General features: G+C 53.5%; 14 protein-coding genes, 2 tRNA genes and 1 rRNA gene. 13 read left to right on the forward strand and 4 right to left on the reverse strand.

Annotated features, from left to right (window positions below):
* The 3 genes from rrf to dkgB form a co-directional block, all read left to right on the forward strand.
* Positions 1-99: ribosomal RNA gene (gene rrf / locus QMG44_RS00005) — 5S ribosomal RNA — on the forward strand; the annotation flags it as partial.
* Positions 100-154: 55 nt separating this feature from the next.
* Positions 155-231 (forward strand) — tRNA-Asp (locus QMG44_RS00010).
* A 162-nt stretch (positions 232-393) separates the two neighbouring features.
* Positions 394-1,197 carry a 2,5-didehydrogluconate reductase DkgB gene (gene dkgB, locus QMG44_RS00015; protein ID WP_068795190.1) on the forward strand — a complete coding sequence of 268 codons (804 nt, stop codon included), beginning with the start codon at positions 394-396 and terminating at the stop codon, positions 1,195-1,197.
* Between the two features lie 31 nt (positions 1,198-1,228).
* Here the strand turns inward: dkgB and yafC are convergent, their stop codons facing one another.
* Positions 1,229-2,134: a DNA-binding transcriptional regulator YafC gene (gene yafC, locus QMG44_RS00020; protein ID WP_086532907.1), complete on the reverse strand. Its 906-nt coding sequence runs from the start codon at positions 2,132-2,134 to the stop codon at positions 1,229-1,231.
* Between the two features lie 104 nt (positions 2,135-2,238).
* On the opposite strand from yafC, the gene QMG44_RS00025 reads away from it, so the two are divergent.
* From QMG44_RS00025 to QMG44_RS00035, 3 genes are all read left to right on the forward strand, one after another.
* On the forward strand, positions 2,239-3,414 hold the full coding sequence (locus QMG44_RS00025; RefSeq protein ID WP_086532906.1) for an MFS transporter: 1,176 nt from the start codon (positions 2,239-2,241) through the stop codon (positions 3,412-3,414).
* A 136-nt stretch (positions 3,415-3,550) separates the two neighbouring features.
* The gene (locus QMG44_RS00030; RefSeq protein ID WP_025205128.1) at positions 3,551-4,351 is read left to right on the forward strand and encodes an endonuclease/exonuclease/phosphatase family protein; all 801 of its coding nucleotides are present in this window, start codon (positions 3,551-3,553) and stop codon (positions 4,349-4,351) included.
* A 74-nt stretch (positions 4,352-4,425) separates the two neighbouring features.
* A complete protein-coding gene (locus QMG44_RS00035; RefSeq protein ID WP_086532905.1) occupies positions 4,426-5,199 on the forward strand; it encodes a class I SAM-dependent methyltransferase in 774 nt (257 codons plus the stop codon).
* Positions 5,200-5,251: 52 nt separating this feature from the next.
* Here QMG44_RS00035 and mltD read toward each other — a convergent pair whose 3' ends face one another.
* Together mltD and gloB are read right to left on the reverse strand one after the other, a co-directional pair.
* On the reverse strand, positions 5,252-6,616 hold the full coding sequence (gene mltD, locus QMG44_RS00040; RefSeq protein ID WP_281852977.1) for a murein transglycosylase D: 1,365 nt from the start codon (positions 6,614-6,616) through the stop codon (positions 5,252-5,254).
* A gap of 68 nt (positions 6,617-6,684) precedes the next feature.
* On the reverse strand, positions 6,685-7,443 hold the full coding sequence (gene gloB, locus QMG44_RS00045) for a hydroxyacylglutathione hydrolase (protein WP_047744233.1): 759 nt from the start codon (positions 7,441-7,443) through the stop codon (positions 6,685-6,687).
* A 32-nt stretch (positions 7,444-7,475) separates the two neighbouring features.
* On the opposite strand from gloB, the gene QMG44_RS00050 reads away from it, so the two are divergent.
* Positions 7,476-8,192: a class I SAM-dependent methyltransferase gene (locus QMG44_RS00050; RefSeq protein WP_020882800.1), complete on the forward strand. Its 717-nt coding sequence runs from the start codon at positions 7,476-7,478 to the stop codon at positions 8,190-8,192.
* Here QMG44_RS00050 and rnhA read toward each other — a convergent pair whose 3' ends face one another.
* Positions 8,193-8,660 carry a ribonuclease HI gene (rnhA, locus tag QMG44_RS00055; RefSeq protein WP_014168741.1) on the reverse strand — a complete coding sequence of 156 codons (468 nt, stop codon included), beginning with the start codon at positions 8,658-8,660 and terminating at the stop codon, positions 8,193-8,195. It abuts the gene before it with no gap.
* 64 nt (positions 8,661-8,724) lie between these two features.
* Here rnhA and dnaQ point away from each other — a divergent pair, with 64 nt between their 5' ends.
* From dnaQ to QMG44_RS00085, 6 genes are all read left to right on the forward strand, one after another.
* Positions 8,725-9,456: a DNA polymerase III subunit epsilon gene (gene dnaQ, locus QMG44_RS00060; RefSeq protein WP_032677465.1), complete on the forward strand. Its 732-nt coding sequence runs from the start codon at positions 8,725-8,727 to the stop codon at positions 9,454-9,456.
* 132 nt (positions 9,457-9,588) lie between these two features.
* Positions 9,589-9,665, forward strand: a tRNA-Asp gene (locus QMG44_RS00065).
* Between the two features lie 387 nt (positions 9,666-10,052).
* Entirely contained in the window at positions 10,053-10,772 is a 720-nt protein-coding gene (locus tag QMG44_RS00070) for a FadR/GntR family transcriptional regulator (protein ID WP_014168746.1), read from the forward strand.
* On the forward strand, positions 10,769-11,782 hold the full coding sequence (locus QMG44_RS00075; RefSeq protein WP_025205120.1) for an ABC transporter ATP-binding protein: 1,014 nt from the start codon (positions 10,769-10,771) through the stop codon (positions 11,780-11,782). The genes QMG44_RS00070 and QMG44_RS00075 overlap by 4 nt, the downstream gene beginning before the upstream one ends.
* Positions 11,779-12,861, forward strand: coding sequence for an ABC transporter ATP-binding protein (locus QMG44_RS00080; RefSeq protein ID WP_032681617.1), 1,083 nt, complete (start codon positions 11,779-11,781; stop codon positions 12,859-12,861). Before QMG44_RS00075 ends, QMG44_RS00080 begins: the two co-directional genes overlap by 4 nt.
* A gap of 2 nt (positions 12,862-12,863) precedes the next feature.
* Positions 12,864-14,378, forward strand: coding sequence for an ABC transporter substrate-binding protein (locus QMG44_RS00085; protein ID WP_207622568.1), 1,515 nt, complete (start codon positions 12,864-12,866; stop codon positions 14,376-14,378).
* Positions 14,379-14,395 lie beyond the last annotated feature (17 nt).

A 14,395-nucleotide genomic window follows, 5' to 3' on the forward strand; every position in this document is an offset into this window, starting at 1 on the left:
GGTGGTCCCACCTGACCCCATGCCGAACTCAGAAGTGAAACGCCGTAGCGCCGATGGTAGTGTGGGGTCTCCCCATGTGAGAGTAGGGAACTGCCAGGCATCAAATTACGTAGTAAGCCGGTGCATAAATCCGGTGGTTACAGCAGTCTTCGGTGGAGCGGTAGTTCAGTCGGTTAGAATACCTGCCTGTCACGCAGGGGGTCGCGGGTTCGAGTCCCGTCCGTTCCGCCACTTATTAAAAGCCCTGAGTTAACGCTCAGGGCTTTTTTCATATCTGTCGTATCATTATTGCCAAATCAGCAAATATCCTCTGCGTTAAACGCTCTTTTTCTGCATAACGGCAGCAGCAATAATCCTCCTCAGTTAACAATCATTATGAATAACGAGGATTACATGACTATCCCTGCACTGGGTCTGGGCACTTTCCGCCTGAAAGACGACGTTGTTATCGCATCCGTTAAAACTGCACTTGAACTCGGCTATCGCGCAATTGATACGGCGCAGATTTATGATAACGAAGCTGCCGTTGGTCAGGCTATCGAAGAGAGCGGCGTAGCGCGCAGCGAGCTTTTCATCACCACCAAAATCTGGATTGAAAACCTCAGCAAAGACAAATTGATCCCCAGCCTGAAAGAGAGCCTGGAAAAACTGCGTACCGACTATGTGGATCTGACGTTGATCCACTGGCCATCACCGAACGATGCTGTGTCAGTCGAGGAGTTCATGCAGGCATTGCTTGAAGCGAAAGAGCAGGGCTTAACGCGTGAAATAGGTATTTCTAATTTCACCATCCCGCTGATGGAAAAAGCCATTGCCGCCGTGGGGGCAGAAAACATTGCAACCAATCAGATTGAACTCTCTCCCTACCTGCAAAACCGCAAAGTCGTGGACTGGGCAAAACAGCACGGCATCCACATTACCTCATATATGACCCTGGCCTACGGTAAGGCACTGAAAGATGACGTGATTAATCGTATCGCAGAAAAACATAGCGCAACGGCTGCACAGGTGATTCTGGCATGGGCGATGGGTGAAGGTTACGCCGTGATCCCCTCTTCAACCCGACGTGAAAACCTGGCCAGCAACCTGTTAGCGAGGGATCTCCAGCTGGACGACGAAGACAAAAAAGCGATCGCTGCCCTGGAATGCAACGATCGTCTGGTCAGCCCTGAAGGTCTGGCACCTGACTGGGATTAATATTGACCCTTTCCTCTGTAGCCTGAAACCCTCACACAGCTCCCCCGGGAGCTGTTTTTATATGTTCGCTCAGGAAATCGATAAAGGCGCGTATGCGCGTACTTACCGCTCTGTCACTGTAATAAACTGCACTAAAAGGCATCTCCACAGGCAGACGTTTATCTGCCATCAGCTCTACAAGCTCACCGCGTGCAATTTCTTTATCAATCATATAGTCCGACAAACAGGCGATCCCATTCCCTTCGAGGCAAAGCTGCTTCAGCGTTTCTCCACTGTTGGACGATAACCCACTGGTGATTTCATGCAGTTGACCATCATGACAGGCCACAGGCCAGGTGTTCAGCGATACGGGCTCCGTGAATCCCAGGCACAGGTGCTGCTTCAGCTCTTCAACCGTCTCTGGTTTGCCATGCTCTGCGATGTATTGCGGTGACGCGACTATCTTGCGGTAGCTGGCAAAAAGAGGGCGGGCCCGCAAGCTCGAGTCGGTCAGGGTGCCGGCCCGGATCGCCACATCCACTTTCCGCTCGATGAGATTGATAAACGTCTCTGAAGAAACTAACGAGAGCGTCATCTCCGGATAGCGTTTGCGGAAAGGCTTGATCAGCGGCATCAGAAAATGAAGAACAACCGGTGTTGCCGCATCAATGCGCAGCAATCCGCGCGGCGTACTACGGGTTTCCATAATCTCTGTTTCTGCCGCCGCCATTTCCTGCAGGATGGACTGCACACGGCGGAAATAACGCTCGCCTTCCTCCGTCAGGCTTAGCTGACGCGTCGTTCGGTTGAGAAGACTGACGCCGAGCTTCATCTCCAGTTTTTTCACCGAGCGGCTGATGGCTGAATTAGCCTGCCCCAGCTGCTCAGCCGCACGGCTAAAACTGCCGCTTTCGACGACGGCGACAAAAATTGTCAGCTCTTCCGACGTTGCTTTCATTGTTGCACCACCTGCAAAATTCTATTGATATTTTGACCATTTTTGTTATTTAAGCACTGGCGCATACTGCCTGTCATCTTAATCCTGATGATATGGAGTTATTTATGCCACTGGCGCTACTTGCCCTGACGATCAGTGCCTTTGCAATTGGCACGACCGAATTTGTTATCGTAGGACTGGTGCCTACGATAGCTAACCAGCTTTCAATCTCGCTGCCCTCTGCCGGCCTGTTGGTTTCTATCTATGCGCTCGGGGTCGCCATCGGCGCCCCCGTCCTGACCGCGTTGACGGGACGTTTCCCGCGTAAGCAGCTGTTGGTTGCGCTGATGGTGTTATTCACCGCTGGCAATATTCTGGCCTGGCAGGCGCCGGACTACACCACGCTGGTGATTGCCCGGCTGCTGACCGGTCTCGCTCACGGTGTGTTCTTCTCCATTGGTTCAACTATTGCAACCAGCCTGGTACCAAAAGAGAAAGCAGCATCCGCCATCGCGATTATGTTCGGTGGTCTGACTGTCGCTCTTGTCACCGGTGTACCGTTAGGAACGTTTATCGGCCAGCACTTTGGCTGGCGCGAAACCTTCCTTGCCGTCTCTTTACTGGGGGTGATTGCCCTGGTTGCCAGCCTGCTATTGGTACCGTCGACAATTGCAGGACGTGCGAGTGCCAGCCTGAGCGATCAGCTGAAGGTACTCACGCATCCGCGTTTGCTGATCATCTACGCCGTCACAGCGCTCGGCTATGGGGGTGTATTCACGGCTTTCACCTTCCTGGCTCCGATGATGCAGGACCTGGCAGGCTTCTCACCCAGTGCAGTGAGCTGGATTTTGCTGGGGTATGGTATCTCCGTCGCCATCGGTAATATCTGGGGTGGGAAGCTTGCGGACAAACATGGTGCAGTGCCGGCCCTGAAGTTTATCTTCGTAGCACTGGTTGTTCTGCTGATGATTTTCCAGTTCACGGCATCGATGCAATACGCCGCGCTGATAACGGTACTGGTGATGGGGATCTTCGCCTTTGGTAACGTGCCAGGCCTGCAGGTTTACGTGGTACAAAAAGCCGAACTTTATACACCCAACGCGGTAGATGTCGCATCGGGCCTGAATATTGCCGCGTTCAATATTGGGATTGCGCTGGGGTCTATCATTGGTGGGCAAACCGTTGAACATTTCGGATTAACCCAAACGCCATGGATTGGTGCGGTGATTGTTCTGGTCGCTTTCCTGCTGATTAGCCTGAGTGGGCGCCTTGATAAACCCGCTCGTGTAGTGCCGGGATAATATCAGTAAGTGCTTGCTTACAAAACTGGAAAGCGGTTTATCTGAAATTGCGTTGAAAGTGTAACCTAAAGTCCCTATAACATTAGAACCAGTCCGTTTTCCGGGCTGGTTCATGTTACAGAGGCCGTTTCCAAAAGTGCGAAAAAATACCTATGCCATGCGTTATGTTGCCGGAATGCCCGCGGAGAGGATCTTGCCTCCGGGGTCCTTTGCGAGCATAAGTCAGGCATTACCTGCCGGGACACCCTTAAGCAGCGATGAAAAAATCCGGGTGTTGGTGTGGAACATCTTTAAACAACAGCGCGCTGAGTGGTTATCGGTACTCAAGAATTTTGGGAAAGACGCCCATCTGGTGCTGTTGCAGGAGGCGCAAACCACCCCCGAGCTGGTAAGGTTTGCTACGACTCACTACCTTGCTGCTGACCAGGTTCCCGCGTTTGTCTTGCCGCAACATCCTTCTGGCGTGATGACCCTCTCTTCGGCTCATCCGGTCTATTGCTGCCCGCTGCGCGAGCGCGAGCCGATTCTGCGTCTGGCGAAATCCGCGCTGGTAACGGTCTACCCGCTGCCGGACACGCGCATGCTGATGGTTGTGAATATCCACGCGGTCAACTTCAGCCTGGGCGTGGATGTGTATAGTAAGCAGTTACTTCCGATCGGTGACCAGATCGCCCATCACAGCGGGCCCATCATTATGGCCGGGGATTTTAATGCCTGGAGCCGTCCGCGCATGAATGCGCTGTATCGCTTTGCACGCGAAATGTCGCTGCGTGAAGTTCGTTTTAGCGATGACCAGCGCAAGAAAGCGTTTGGTCGTCCTCTCGATTTTGTCTTCTATCGTGGTCTGAACGTTCACGACGCCTCTGTTCTGGTGACGCGTGCCTCCGATCACAATCCTCTACTCGTTGAATTCAGTCCCGGCAAACCTGATAAATAATGGTATGTCAGGTCTGCCGTGGGGCAGACCATTCGGGTGCTGCCCTTTATTTTAAACAACAAAAGGACAGTACGATGACAACAACACACTCCCATCATGACAACGTAGAAAAACAGTTTGGCTCCCAGGCAAATGCTTATCTGAGCAGTGCCGTGCACGCGTCTGGCCGTGATCTGGTCCGTCTCGGTGAACGCCTGGCGGCAGTGCCGCACGCGCACGTCCTGGACTTAGGCTGTGGTGCCGGGCATGCCAGCTTCACGGCAGCACAGCAGGTGGCGCAGGTCACGGCCTATGATTTATCCAGTCAGATGCTGGAGGTGGTTGCAGAGGCCGCAAAAGCCAAAGGGCTGAACAACATCGCAACGCACCAGGGCTATGCCGAATCCTTACCCTTTGAAGATGCCTCATTTGAAGTTGTTATCAGCCGTTATTCTGCCCATCACTGGCATGATGTTGGCCAGGCATTACGTGAAGTTAAACGCGTTCTGAAGCCGGGCGGGGTCTTTATCATTATGGATGTGATGTCGCCGGGACATCCGGTGCGTAATATCTGGCTGCAAACGGTTGAAGCGTTGCGCGACACCTCGCATGTACAAAACTACTCCAGCGGGGAATGGTTAGCGCTGATTACTGAAGCGGGGCTGATCACACGTGCATTGATAACGGACCGCTTGCCGCTGGAGTTCAGCTCGTGGATTGCCCGTATGCGCACGCCGGAAGCGTTAAGCCAGGCCATTCGGTTGTATCAGGATAGTGCGTCAGCGGAAGTGAAGGCGTACTTTGAATTGCAGGATGATGGATCATTTACCAGCGATACCATCATGGCTGAAGCGCAAAAAGCAGCGTAAAGAAAAAAGGCACCGAGGGGAATCGGTGCCTTTTTATCGTTAGGTCGTGTCATCAGGAGTCTGGCGTGGCGCTGTTTTTCACAAACAACGTCAGCTGGTCGCCGGGTTTCAGATTGTCAGTATCATTGTTCCAGCGCATCACATCCTTGATATTTACGCCGTGTCGTTTTGCGATACTGGACAGTGAATCACCTTTACGCACACGATAGGTAATGCTATCGCTGTTGCTGGCGAGACGCTGTGCACTGTTACCTGCACCCACCGTCAGAGTCTGACCCACTTTCAGGCCTGAGCTGCGCAAATTATTCCACTGCTGCAGATCGTTTGCCGTCACGCCAAGACGTGAGGCAATGCCCGAAAGCGTATCACCTGACCGAACCTTATAGCTGCGGCTGTTCACGGATGATGCATCCGCGATCAGCGTTGACTGAACAGCGGCAATTTCACCCGATGCTAAAGACTCACGTAACTGCTCAGCATGTTTCTGCGGAACCATTACATACTGCGGACCACTGGCCCCCAGCGTTGAGCCTTTAACGCCAGCATTAAAGGTTTTCAGTTTACTTACCGACATACCCGTCATATCAGCAACCTGTTGAATATCAACCGGATTGCTGAGGCGAACGCGCGCCAGTGCACGACTTTCGTCTGGTGTTGGCAGTTGTACACCGTAACGCTTGCTGTTCTTGAGAATATCGCTCAATGCCAGCATTTTCGGTACGTAAATCTTCGTTTCCTGTGGCAGTGAGAGCGACCAAAAATCGGTGGATTTACCCCGTGTTTTATTCGCTTTCATTGCCTTCAGTACACGACCTTCGCCACTGTTATACGCTGCGACCGTTAACAGCCAGTCGCCGTCGAACATCTTATTAAGACGTTCCATCATGTCGAGAGCGGCTGTCGTTGAAGCGACAACATCACGACGTGCATCATAGTTGCGGGTCTGTTTCAAACCATAGTTTCGCCCGGTGCTCGGAATGATCTGCCAAATGCCTGCGGCATTGGCGCCAGACGTCGCGTGTGGGTCAAAAGCGCTCTCCACTATGGGTAGGAGTACCAGCTCCATCGGCATGTTACGTTTCTTAACTTGCCCGGCTATCCAGTACATATACGGCTCTGCCCGTAAAGTTACATCGTGGAGATAGCTCTTATTTCTTAAATACTTTTGCTTCTGTTCGCGAATCCGGTTGTTTTCCGGAATTCCCATCTTTAGCTCGTCGCCAATAGAGGTCCACAAGTCTTCATCCTGTGCGAAAGACGTCCCATCGTCCATCCATCGCGCTGAACTTGTAAACTTCCCTGCTTCCCCTTGACCAGCTGCAGAAAGGCTCTGTGCGTGCTGTTGTACGTTGCTGCCGTTCTGCGACTGGCAACCTACAAGCAGGACAGAGGCGAGTAATATCGCTTTTGCCTTCATGTGTGTGTCAATAGTTGCTTAAAAGACGAGCGATGATAACGGCGAAATTTTGAAAAGGCAACCCGCAATTATCTGAAGTTATCTTTCTTTGACCTTAACCATGCAAATCGTTGTTCTGGTTGTGACAAATTTGTTTCTTTGTTAATTTCATCAATTAAATCAATATCATCTGTTCGTAAAAATAAATTAGTTTTACGCTCATTTTTCAGAATTACGGGGAGTGTTTTTTGGTTTTTTGCACGTAACTCCTTCACTTTGTGATAATAATCTTGAATCGCCCGATCCTCTGGCAAGATGCTCGCCGCAAACTTCATATTTCCTAATGTATACTCATGTGCGCAACAAATAAGGGTATCGTCAGGTAATGCGCTAATCTTCTGTAATGACTGGTACATCTGGGCTGGAGTGCCCTCAAAAAGTCTTCCACATCCGCCGGAGAACAGCGTGTCGCCGCAAAAAAGATAAGGTTTGCTGTAGAAACAAAGATGTCCCAAAGTGTGACCTGGTGTAGCAAATACAGAAAACTCCCACTCGCGTATGAGGATATTTTCACCTTCTTCGACTACCTGCGTTGTTCCCTTATCTTGTGTCTCTGCCGGTCCGTAAACCACCAGATGCGGGAATTGGGCACGAAGGTCAGCAACGCCGCCGGTGTGATCGTTATGATGATGGGTCAGAAGGATGGCCTCTGGTTGCCAGCCGTTCTCTTTTATCGCGTCTGATACAGGAGCCGATTCTCCAGGATCGACAATGACGCACCGACGCTCGTCATCGACTAAAACCCAGATGTAATTGTCCTGAAAGGCGGGAATACTGATAAGATTCATAAATTACCTCTTATAGCGTGGTGGGTGTGTTGATGAAACCGGCAAGGATACCTCAGATTGTCCCGGCACCTGAACGTTGGGCCGAATTGCCCTGGGGTGAATACTATCGCGAGAACCTGGAACAGCAGCTTAAACCCTGGCTCGCGAAAATGTATGGTTTTCACTTGCTTAAGATTGGCAATCTCAGCGCGGAAATCAATACCGAAAGCTGCGCTATCTCACATCAGGTTAATGTCTCTCTTGGCGCATCGCCGGTTCAGGTGAAAGCGGATCCTTTACATCTGCCGTTTGCGGAAAAGTCCGTTGATGCCTGTCTGCTGGCACACACGTTGCCCTGGTGCAGCGATCCTCATCGCCTGCTGCGCGAGGCCGACCGCGTCCTGATTGATGATGGCTGGCTGATACTCAGCGGGTTCAATCCGCTGAGTCTGATGGGGCTGCGCAAGCTGGTTCCGGTGCTTCGCCGGACACCGCCGTATAACAGCAGGATGTTCACGATGATGCGCCAGCTTGACTGGCTTTCACTGCTGAACTTTGAGGTGCTCTGCTCGGGCGGTTTTCAGGTACTTCCCTGGGCGCGGCAGGGGGGCGTTGTTCTGAGCACCCATCTGCCGGCATTAGGCTGCATGCAATTTATTGTCGCGCGTAAGCGAACCATCCCCCTTACGCTTAATCCGATGAAGCAGAGTAAATCGAAATCGCCCATTCGCCAGACCGTGGGTGCCACGCGGCAGTACAGAAAACCCTGATCAGGATTCGGGCTGATAGCCTGTGTCTTCATGAGCGGGGTTGGATGCCGCCGCCCGTGCCAGTTCGTCACAACGTTCGTTTTCGGGGTGGCCTGCGTGACCTTTAACCCATTCCCATTTAATCTCGTGCTGGCCCAGCGCAGCATCAAGACGTTTCCAGAGATCGACGTTTTTGACCGGCTTTTTGTCTGCCGTCTTCCAGCCGCGTTTTTTCCAGTTGTGGATCCACTGGGTGATCCCCTGGCGTACGTACTGACTGTCAGTGCTCAACACCACATCGCAGTGTTCTTTTAGCGCTTCCAGCGCCACAATGGCGGCCATCAACTCCATGCGGTTGTTGGTGGTCAGAAAATAGCCTTCGCTAAAAGTTTTTTCATGCTCACGATAGCGCATAATCGCGCCATAACCGCCAGGCCCTGGGTTGCCAAGGCAAGATCCATCGGTGAAAATTTCTACCTGTTTACGCATCTCTGGTAGACTTCCTGTATTTGAAACGTTCAGTTAAACGATAAGTCTGACATAAATGACCGCTATGAGCACTGCAATTACTCGCCAGATTGTCCTCGATACCGAAACCACCGGTATGAACCAGATCGGCGCGCACTACGAAGGGCACAAGATCATCGAGATCGGTGCCGTTGAAGTGGTGAACCGTCGTCTTACGGGGAACAACTTCCATGTCTACCTCAAACCCGACCGGCTGGTGGACCCAGAAGCGTTCGGCGTGCACGGTATCGCCGATGAGTTCTTGCTGGATAAACCGACCTTCGCGGAGGTGGCAGACGAATTTCTGGAATATATCAAAGGCGCCGAGCTTATCATTCACAACGCGTCGTTCGATATCGGCTTTATGGACTATGAGTTCAGTAAGCTCCATCGTGATATTCCGAAAACGAACACGTTCTGTAAGGTGACCGATAGCCTGGCGCTGGCGAGGAAAATGTTTCCTGGCAAGCGTAACAGCCTGGATGCGCTCTGTTCTCGCTATGAAATAGATAACACCAAGCGAACGCTGCACGGCGCATTGCTCGATGCCCAGATCCTGGCGGATGTCTACCTGGCGATGACCGGTGGTCAGACGTCCATGAAATTCAGCATGGAAAATGAATCGCAGCAGACGCAGGGGGAAGCGGGGATTCAACGTGTTGTTCGCCAGGCCAGTCGTTTGCGGGTGGTTTTAGCCAGTGATGAAGAGTTACTTAACCATGAATCCCGTCTTGATTTAGTGCAGAAGAAAGGCGGAAGCTGCATGTGGCGGGCCTGAAAAAGGGCCGGAATGCCTGTAAAATCATCGTTTGGGTGAATTTTGCAGCAAACGATTCAAAACGTGAGAAAAAGCGTTGACGAGTCCAGAGGCAAACCGTAATATGCGCCTCGTTCCCCCAGCGGGAACAGTGGAGCGGTAGTTCAGTCGGTTAGAATACCTGCCTGTCACGCAGGGGGTCGCGGGTTCGAGTCCCGTCCGTTCCGCCACTATTCAGAAGGCCTGAATCAGAAATGATTCAGGCCTTCGTCGTTTCTGCGTCTGCAAATCTTCTTTATCCGCCCCCCCTGTCTTTATTAACAAAAAGTTAATATCTGTGGTGCAATTAATTAACATTTGATCAATGATAGTGCACAATTTGCACCTTGTTTGTGCATTTTGCCACCGATTGTCTTTTTGGCAGCGGAGCAGATGTGTAATTTTGTAAAAAATAATTCACAGAAAATCATTCGCTTATCTCCATCCCTTCAGAAAGTTCATGAACCAATGCTTTATTGGTTCGTTTATTGCTTAATCATTAGCACGGTAAGTAGCACGTCATATCAATAACTTATCGTTAATAAAAATAAAGTAATGATGATAGCGAGCGAACCAATATGGAAAAACCGTCACGGTTTCTGGCCAATTCCAGCACCGCGCTTGAGCAGCTGCGCGGACTGATCAACCAGCATGAGTCAACACCAGGCACTCCGCTGCCCACTGAACGTGAGCTGTCGGAGACTCTCGGCGTAGGACGACGTGAAGTACGTCGTGCGCTGGATGTGCTGGAAGAGGAGGGGCGGATCTGGCGTAAACAGGGCAAAGGGACCTTTATAGGCCCGTCTGCACCTGTTGAACCTCTGGCCCTTCAGGGATTGGTTCAGCAAACCAACCTTCTGGAAGTCATGGAAGCTCGTCTTCAGCTCGAACCCGGCTTAGCCCGGCTTGCGGCACTGCGTGCCACCAGGGAAAACCTCGCGCTTATGCAGCGCATGCTGGAACGCATTGATAAGGTCAGCCCGGACGACCGCGATCTCAACGAACTCTGGGATAGCGCATTTCACCGCGCCATTGCCGAGGCTGCCGGTAATCGCCTGATGCTTGGCCTGTTTGATGCCATTGATGCCGTCAGACGTGAACCGGGCTGGCAGCATTTGCGCGAATTAGCCCGTACACCCGAGCGGGTTGATCACTACAACGACCACCATCAAAAAATCATGTCTGCGATTATCCATCGCCAGCCTAATGAAGCAGCGGCCGCCATGCGCGAACACCTGCTTAGCCTGCAGTCAGCCCTGATTCAGGCTATTCACCTTGAGGACGACTTCACGCTATGACGACGATCCCGTTTAAGGACCCCACGCCTGTACTGCGGCTGCAAAATCTTAACGTAACGTTCGCCGGCTCTCCGGTGAGCGTGCTTGATGGTATTTCACTGACGGTCAACGCGGGAGAAACGCTGGCGCTGGTGGGGGAATCCGGCTGCGGGAAAAGTATCACCTCATTAGCGCTGATGGGCTTACTGCCCGCCAGCGCACAGATCGTCAGCGGCGAGATGCAGTTCCGTCGTCACGACTTACGAAAGCTTTCACCGCGGGAATATGCCGATCTTCGCGGCAGCGAACTGGCAATGATTTTCCAGGAGCCAATGACCTCGCTCAACCCTGCCTTCACGCTGGGAGACCAGCTCAGTGAAGCGGTGATGCGCCATCAGAAACTTTCTCGTGCAGAGGCGATGAAGGTTGCGCTGCAGATTCTGGAGAAGGTGCAGATCCCGGCAGCAGAAATGCGCCTGAAAGCGTATCCGCACCAGCTTTCCGGGGGGATGCGTCAGCGCGTGATGATTGCGATGGCGCTGATTAACCATCCACGTTTGCTGATTGCCGACGAGCCGACAACCGCGCTGGATGTGACCATTCAGGCGCAGATCCTCGCGCTGCTTAATACCCTCAAAGAAGAGACCGGTACGGCGGTGTTAATGATCACCCACGATCTGGGGGTGGTGGCGGAAGTCGCGCAGCAGGTGGCGGTAATGTATGCCGGACAGGTGGTAGAGCAGGGGAGCGTGGAGGCCATTTTTGCCGACCCGCAACACCCGTACACCATAGGACTGATGGGCTCGATTCCGTCCCTCGGCGCACGTAAAGGTGCGCTTTCCACTATTCCCGGAGCCGTTCCGCTGCCGGAATCCATGCCCAAAGGGTGCCGGTTCGCTACCCGCTGCCCCTTCGCGCAAGCGCGGTGTCATGACGAAAAGCCGTCGCTGACGGCGATGGAGACCGACCATCAGGTGGCCTGCTTCCGCGTGCCGCTGGAACAACATATTGCGCTGGGAGAAATTGCATGACGACGCCCATTCTTGAAGCCCGGGACCTGAGCAAGCTTTTTCCCGGCCCTAAAAAACTGTTTACCCCAGCACGTTTTGTCACCGCGGTCGATCGGGTTTCTCTCTCCGTCATGCCTGGTGAAACGCTGGCGATTGTGGGCGAGTCCGGATCCGGAAAATCGACGCTGGGCCGTCTTCTTTTGCGGCTGCTGGCGGCCAGCGAAGGACGCGTATTTTATCAGGGTGAAGAGATCACTCACGCCTCGGGAGCGCGTCTGAACCAGCTGCGGCGGGAGCTGCAGATCATCTTTCAGGATCCTTTCGCATCGTTAAACCCGCGCATGACGGTCGAGCAGATCGTCGGTGAGCCGCTGTGGCTACACCAGTCGATGAAGAAAGCCGACAGGCAATATCGGGTGGCGGAGCTGCTTAACACCGTAGGGCTGCCAGCGGCCTGGGCGCAACGTTATCCGCACGAATTTTCCGGAGGGCAGCGTCAGCGAATTGGTATTGCGCGTGCGCTGGCCTCCGGGCCAAAGCTGTTGCTCGGGGACGAGCCGGTCTCCGCGCTGGATGTCTCGGTTCAGGCGCAGGTGGTCAACCTGCTGGAAAGCCTGAAGCACCAGCTGGGTCTGACAATGGTGATTGTTGCCCATGGCCTGGCGGTGATTCGCCATATGAGTGACCGCGTGGCGGTGATGTATCTCGGGCAAATTGTTGAGCTTGCGACCGTCGACGAAATCTTTGATGCCCCGCTACACCCCTATACGCAGGCGTTAATCGCCTCCGCCCCCCAGATGCAGCCAGGCGCGCCACGTGTGGCACCTCTGCTGCAGGGGGATTTACCGAACCCGGCCAGCCCGCCGTCAGGCTGCCGTTTCCATACCCGTTGTCCGTATGCCACGGATGAATGTCGCCAGGTCGAGCCGATCAATCAGGTGCTGGACGGGGGACGCCAGATTGCCTGCCATCGCTGGCAGGAGATTAACCGCGATCGCAGTGTTATCCAGATAGCACCGCCATCCGCAGCCTTTCTGCGCCGCCGCGCGCTGTTTGAACACGCGGCCACTCACTCCTCCCTTCCTTCAAGGAACTCATGATAATGACAATGCGTAATTCTCTTTTGACCGTACTGGGAAGTGTTATGTTGCTTGGCGCGGCGCTGCCCGCCCATTCTGAAAGCGTACTGCGAATTGGTCTGGGTGCGGATCCGGACATGCTCGATCCGCATCTGGCGCGCACCTATTATGGCCGTTTCGTCTTTGCGTCTCTGTGCGACCGGCTGGTGGACGTGGATGAGCATCTGAAAGTGGTTCCCGGCCTGGCGAAATCGTGGGCCTGGAGTGACGACGGCAAAACGCTGACCATGGATCTGCGTGAAGGTGTGACCTTCCATGACGGTGAAAAATTTGACGCCGCCGCGGCAAAATACAACCTCGACCGCGCGCTGACGTTAAAAGGTTCGCTGCGTAAAAGTGAAATCTCGTCCGTTGAGTCCGTTGAGGTGACAGGCCCGATGCAGATTGCCCTGCATCTGAAAACACCTGATGCCGCACTGCTGATGCAGCTTACCGATCGCGCCGGGGCGATGATGGCACCCGACGCCGCGAAAAAGCCTGACTTTGCCGCCCATCCGGTCTGCTCTGGCCCCTATAAGTTCGACAGCCGCGTCTCGCAGGACCGTATCGTTTTGACGCGTTTTGACAACTACTGGAACAAAGGCGCTTATCACTTCGACAAAATTATTTATCTGCCGATCCCGGATGCTTCCGTGCGTCTGGCTAACCTGCGTGCAGGGGATCTTGATCTAACGGAAGGCATTGCCGCCAGCGACGTGAAAACCGTCGAAGCCGACAGCAAACTGGCGCTGGCGAAGGTGACCGGTCTGGGTTATCAGGGCATTACCTTCAATATCAATAACGGCAAGGTCCCGGCGAACGATCCGTTTAAGGATGCCCGCGTGCGTGAGGCATTTTCACAGGCAATCGATCGCGATGCGTTAAATCAGGTGGTCTTCGAGGGGCTGTACACCGCGGCAAACCAGGCGTTTTCTACCGTAAGTCCGTATCACGTTAACCTGCCGGTGCCACCACGCGATGTCGACAAAGCCAAAGCGCTGTTGAAAGCGGCAGGCGTCACTACGCCGCTGAATGTCAATCTGCTGGTGCCCAACAACCCAACTTCACAGCAGGTCGGTCAGGTACTGCAGGCGATGGTCGCAGAGGCTGGCTTTAACCTGAATCTGCAAATGACCGAGTTCGCCACGCTGCTCGACCGCCAGCAAAGCGGTGATTATCAGCTGAGCTTCTCTGGCTGGTCGGGTCGTCCGGATCCGGATGGCAGCATCTACGGCTTCATTAACAGCAAAGGCACCCTTAACGACGGTCGTTACAGTAACGCGCAGGTGGATGAATGGCTGACGCAGGCGCGCCTGAGCAACGACAAAGCCGTCCGTCAGCCGCTGTACGACAAGGTGGTGAAACAGCTGCAGACGGATATGCCCATTGCCTACCTCTATTTTGAACCGCGTATTTTTGGTCTGAACAAGAGCGTGCAGGGCTTTAAACCGTATCCGGACGGCATTGTGCGTCTGGCTGGCCTGACGCTGGCGAAATAACTGGCCTGAGGAGAACC

The sequence above is a fragment of the Enterobacter sp. 200527-13 genome (assembly GCF_027924865.1).
GTDB lineage: Bacteria > Pseudomonadota > Gammaproteobacteria > Enterobacterales > Enterobacteriaceae > Enterobacter > Enterobacter ludwigii.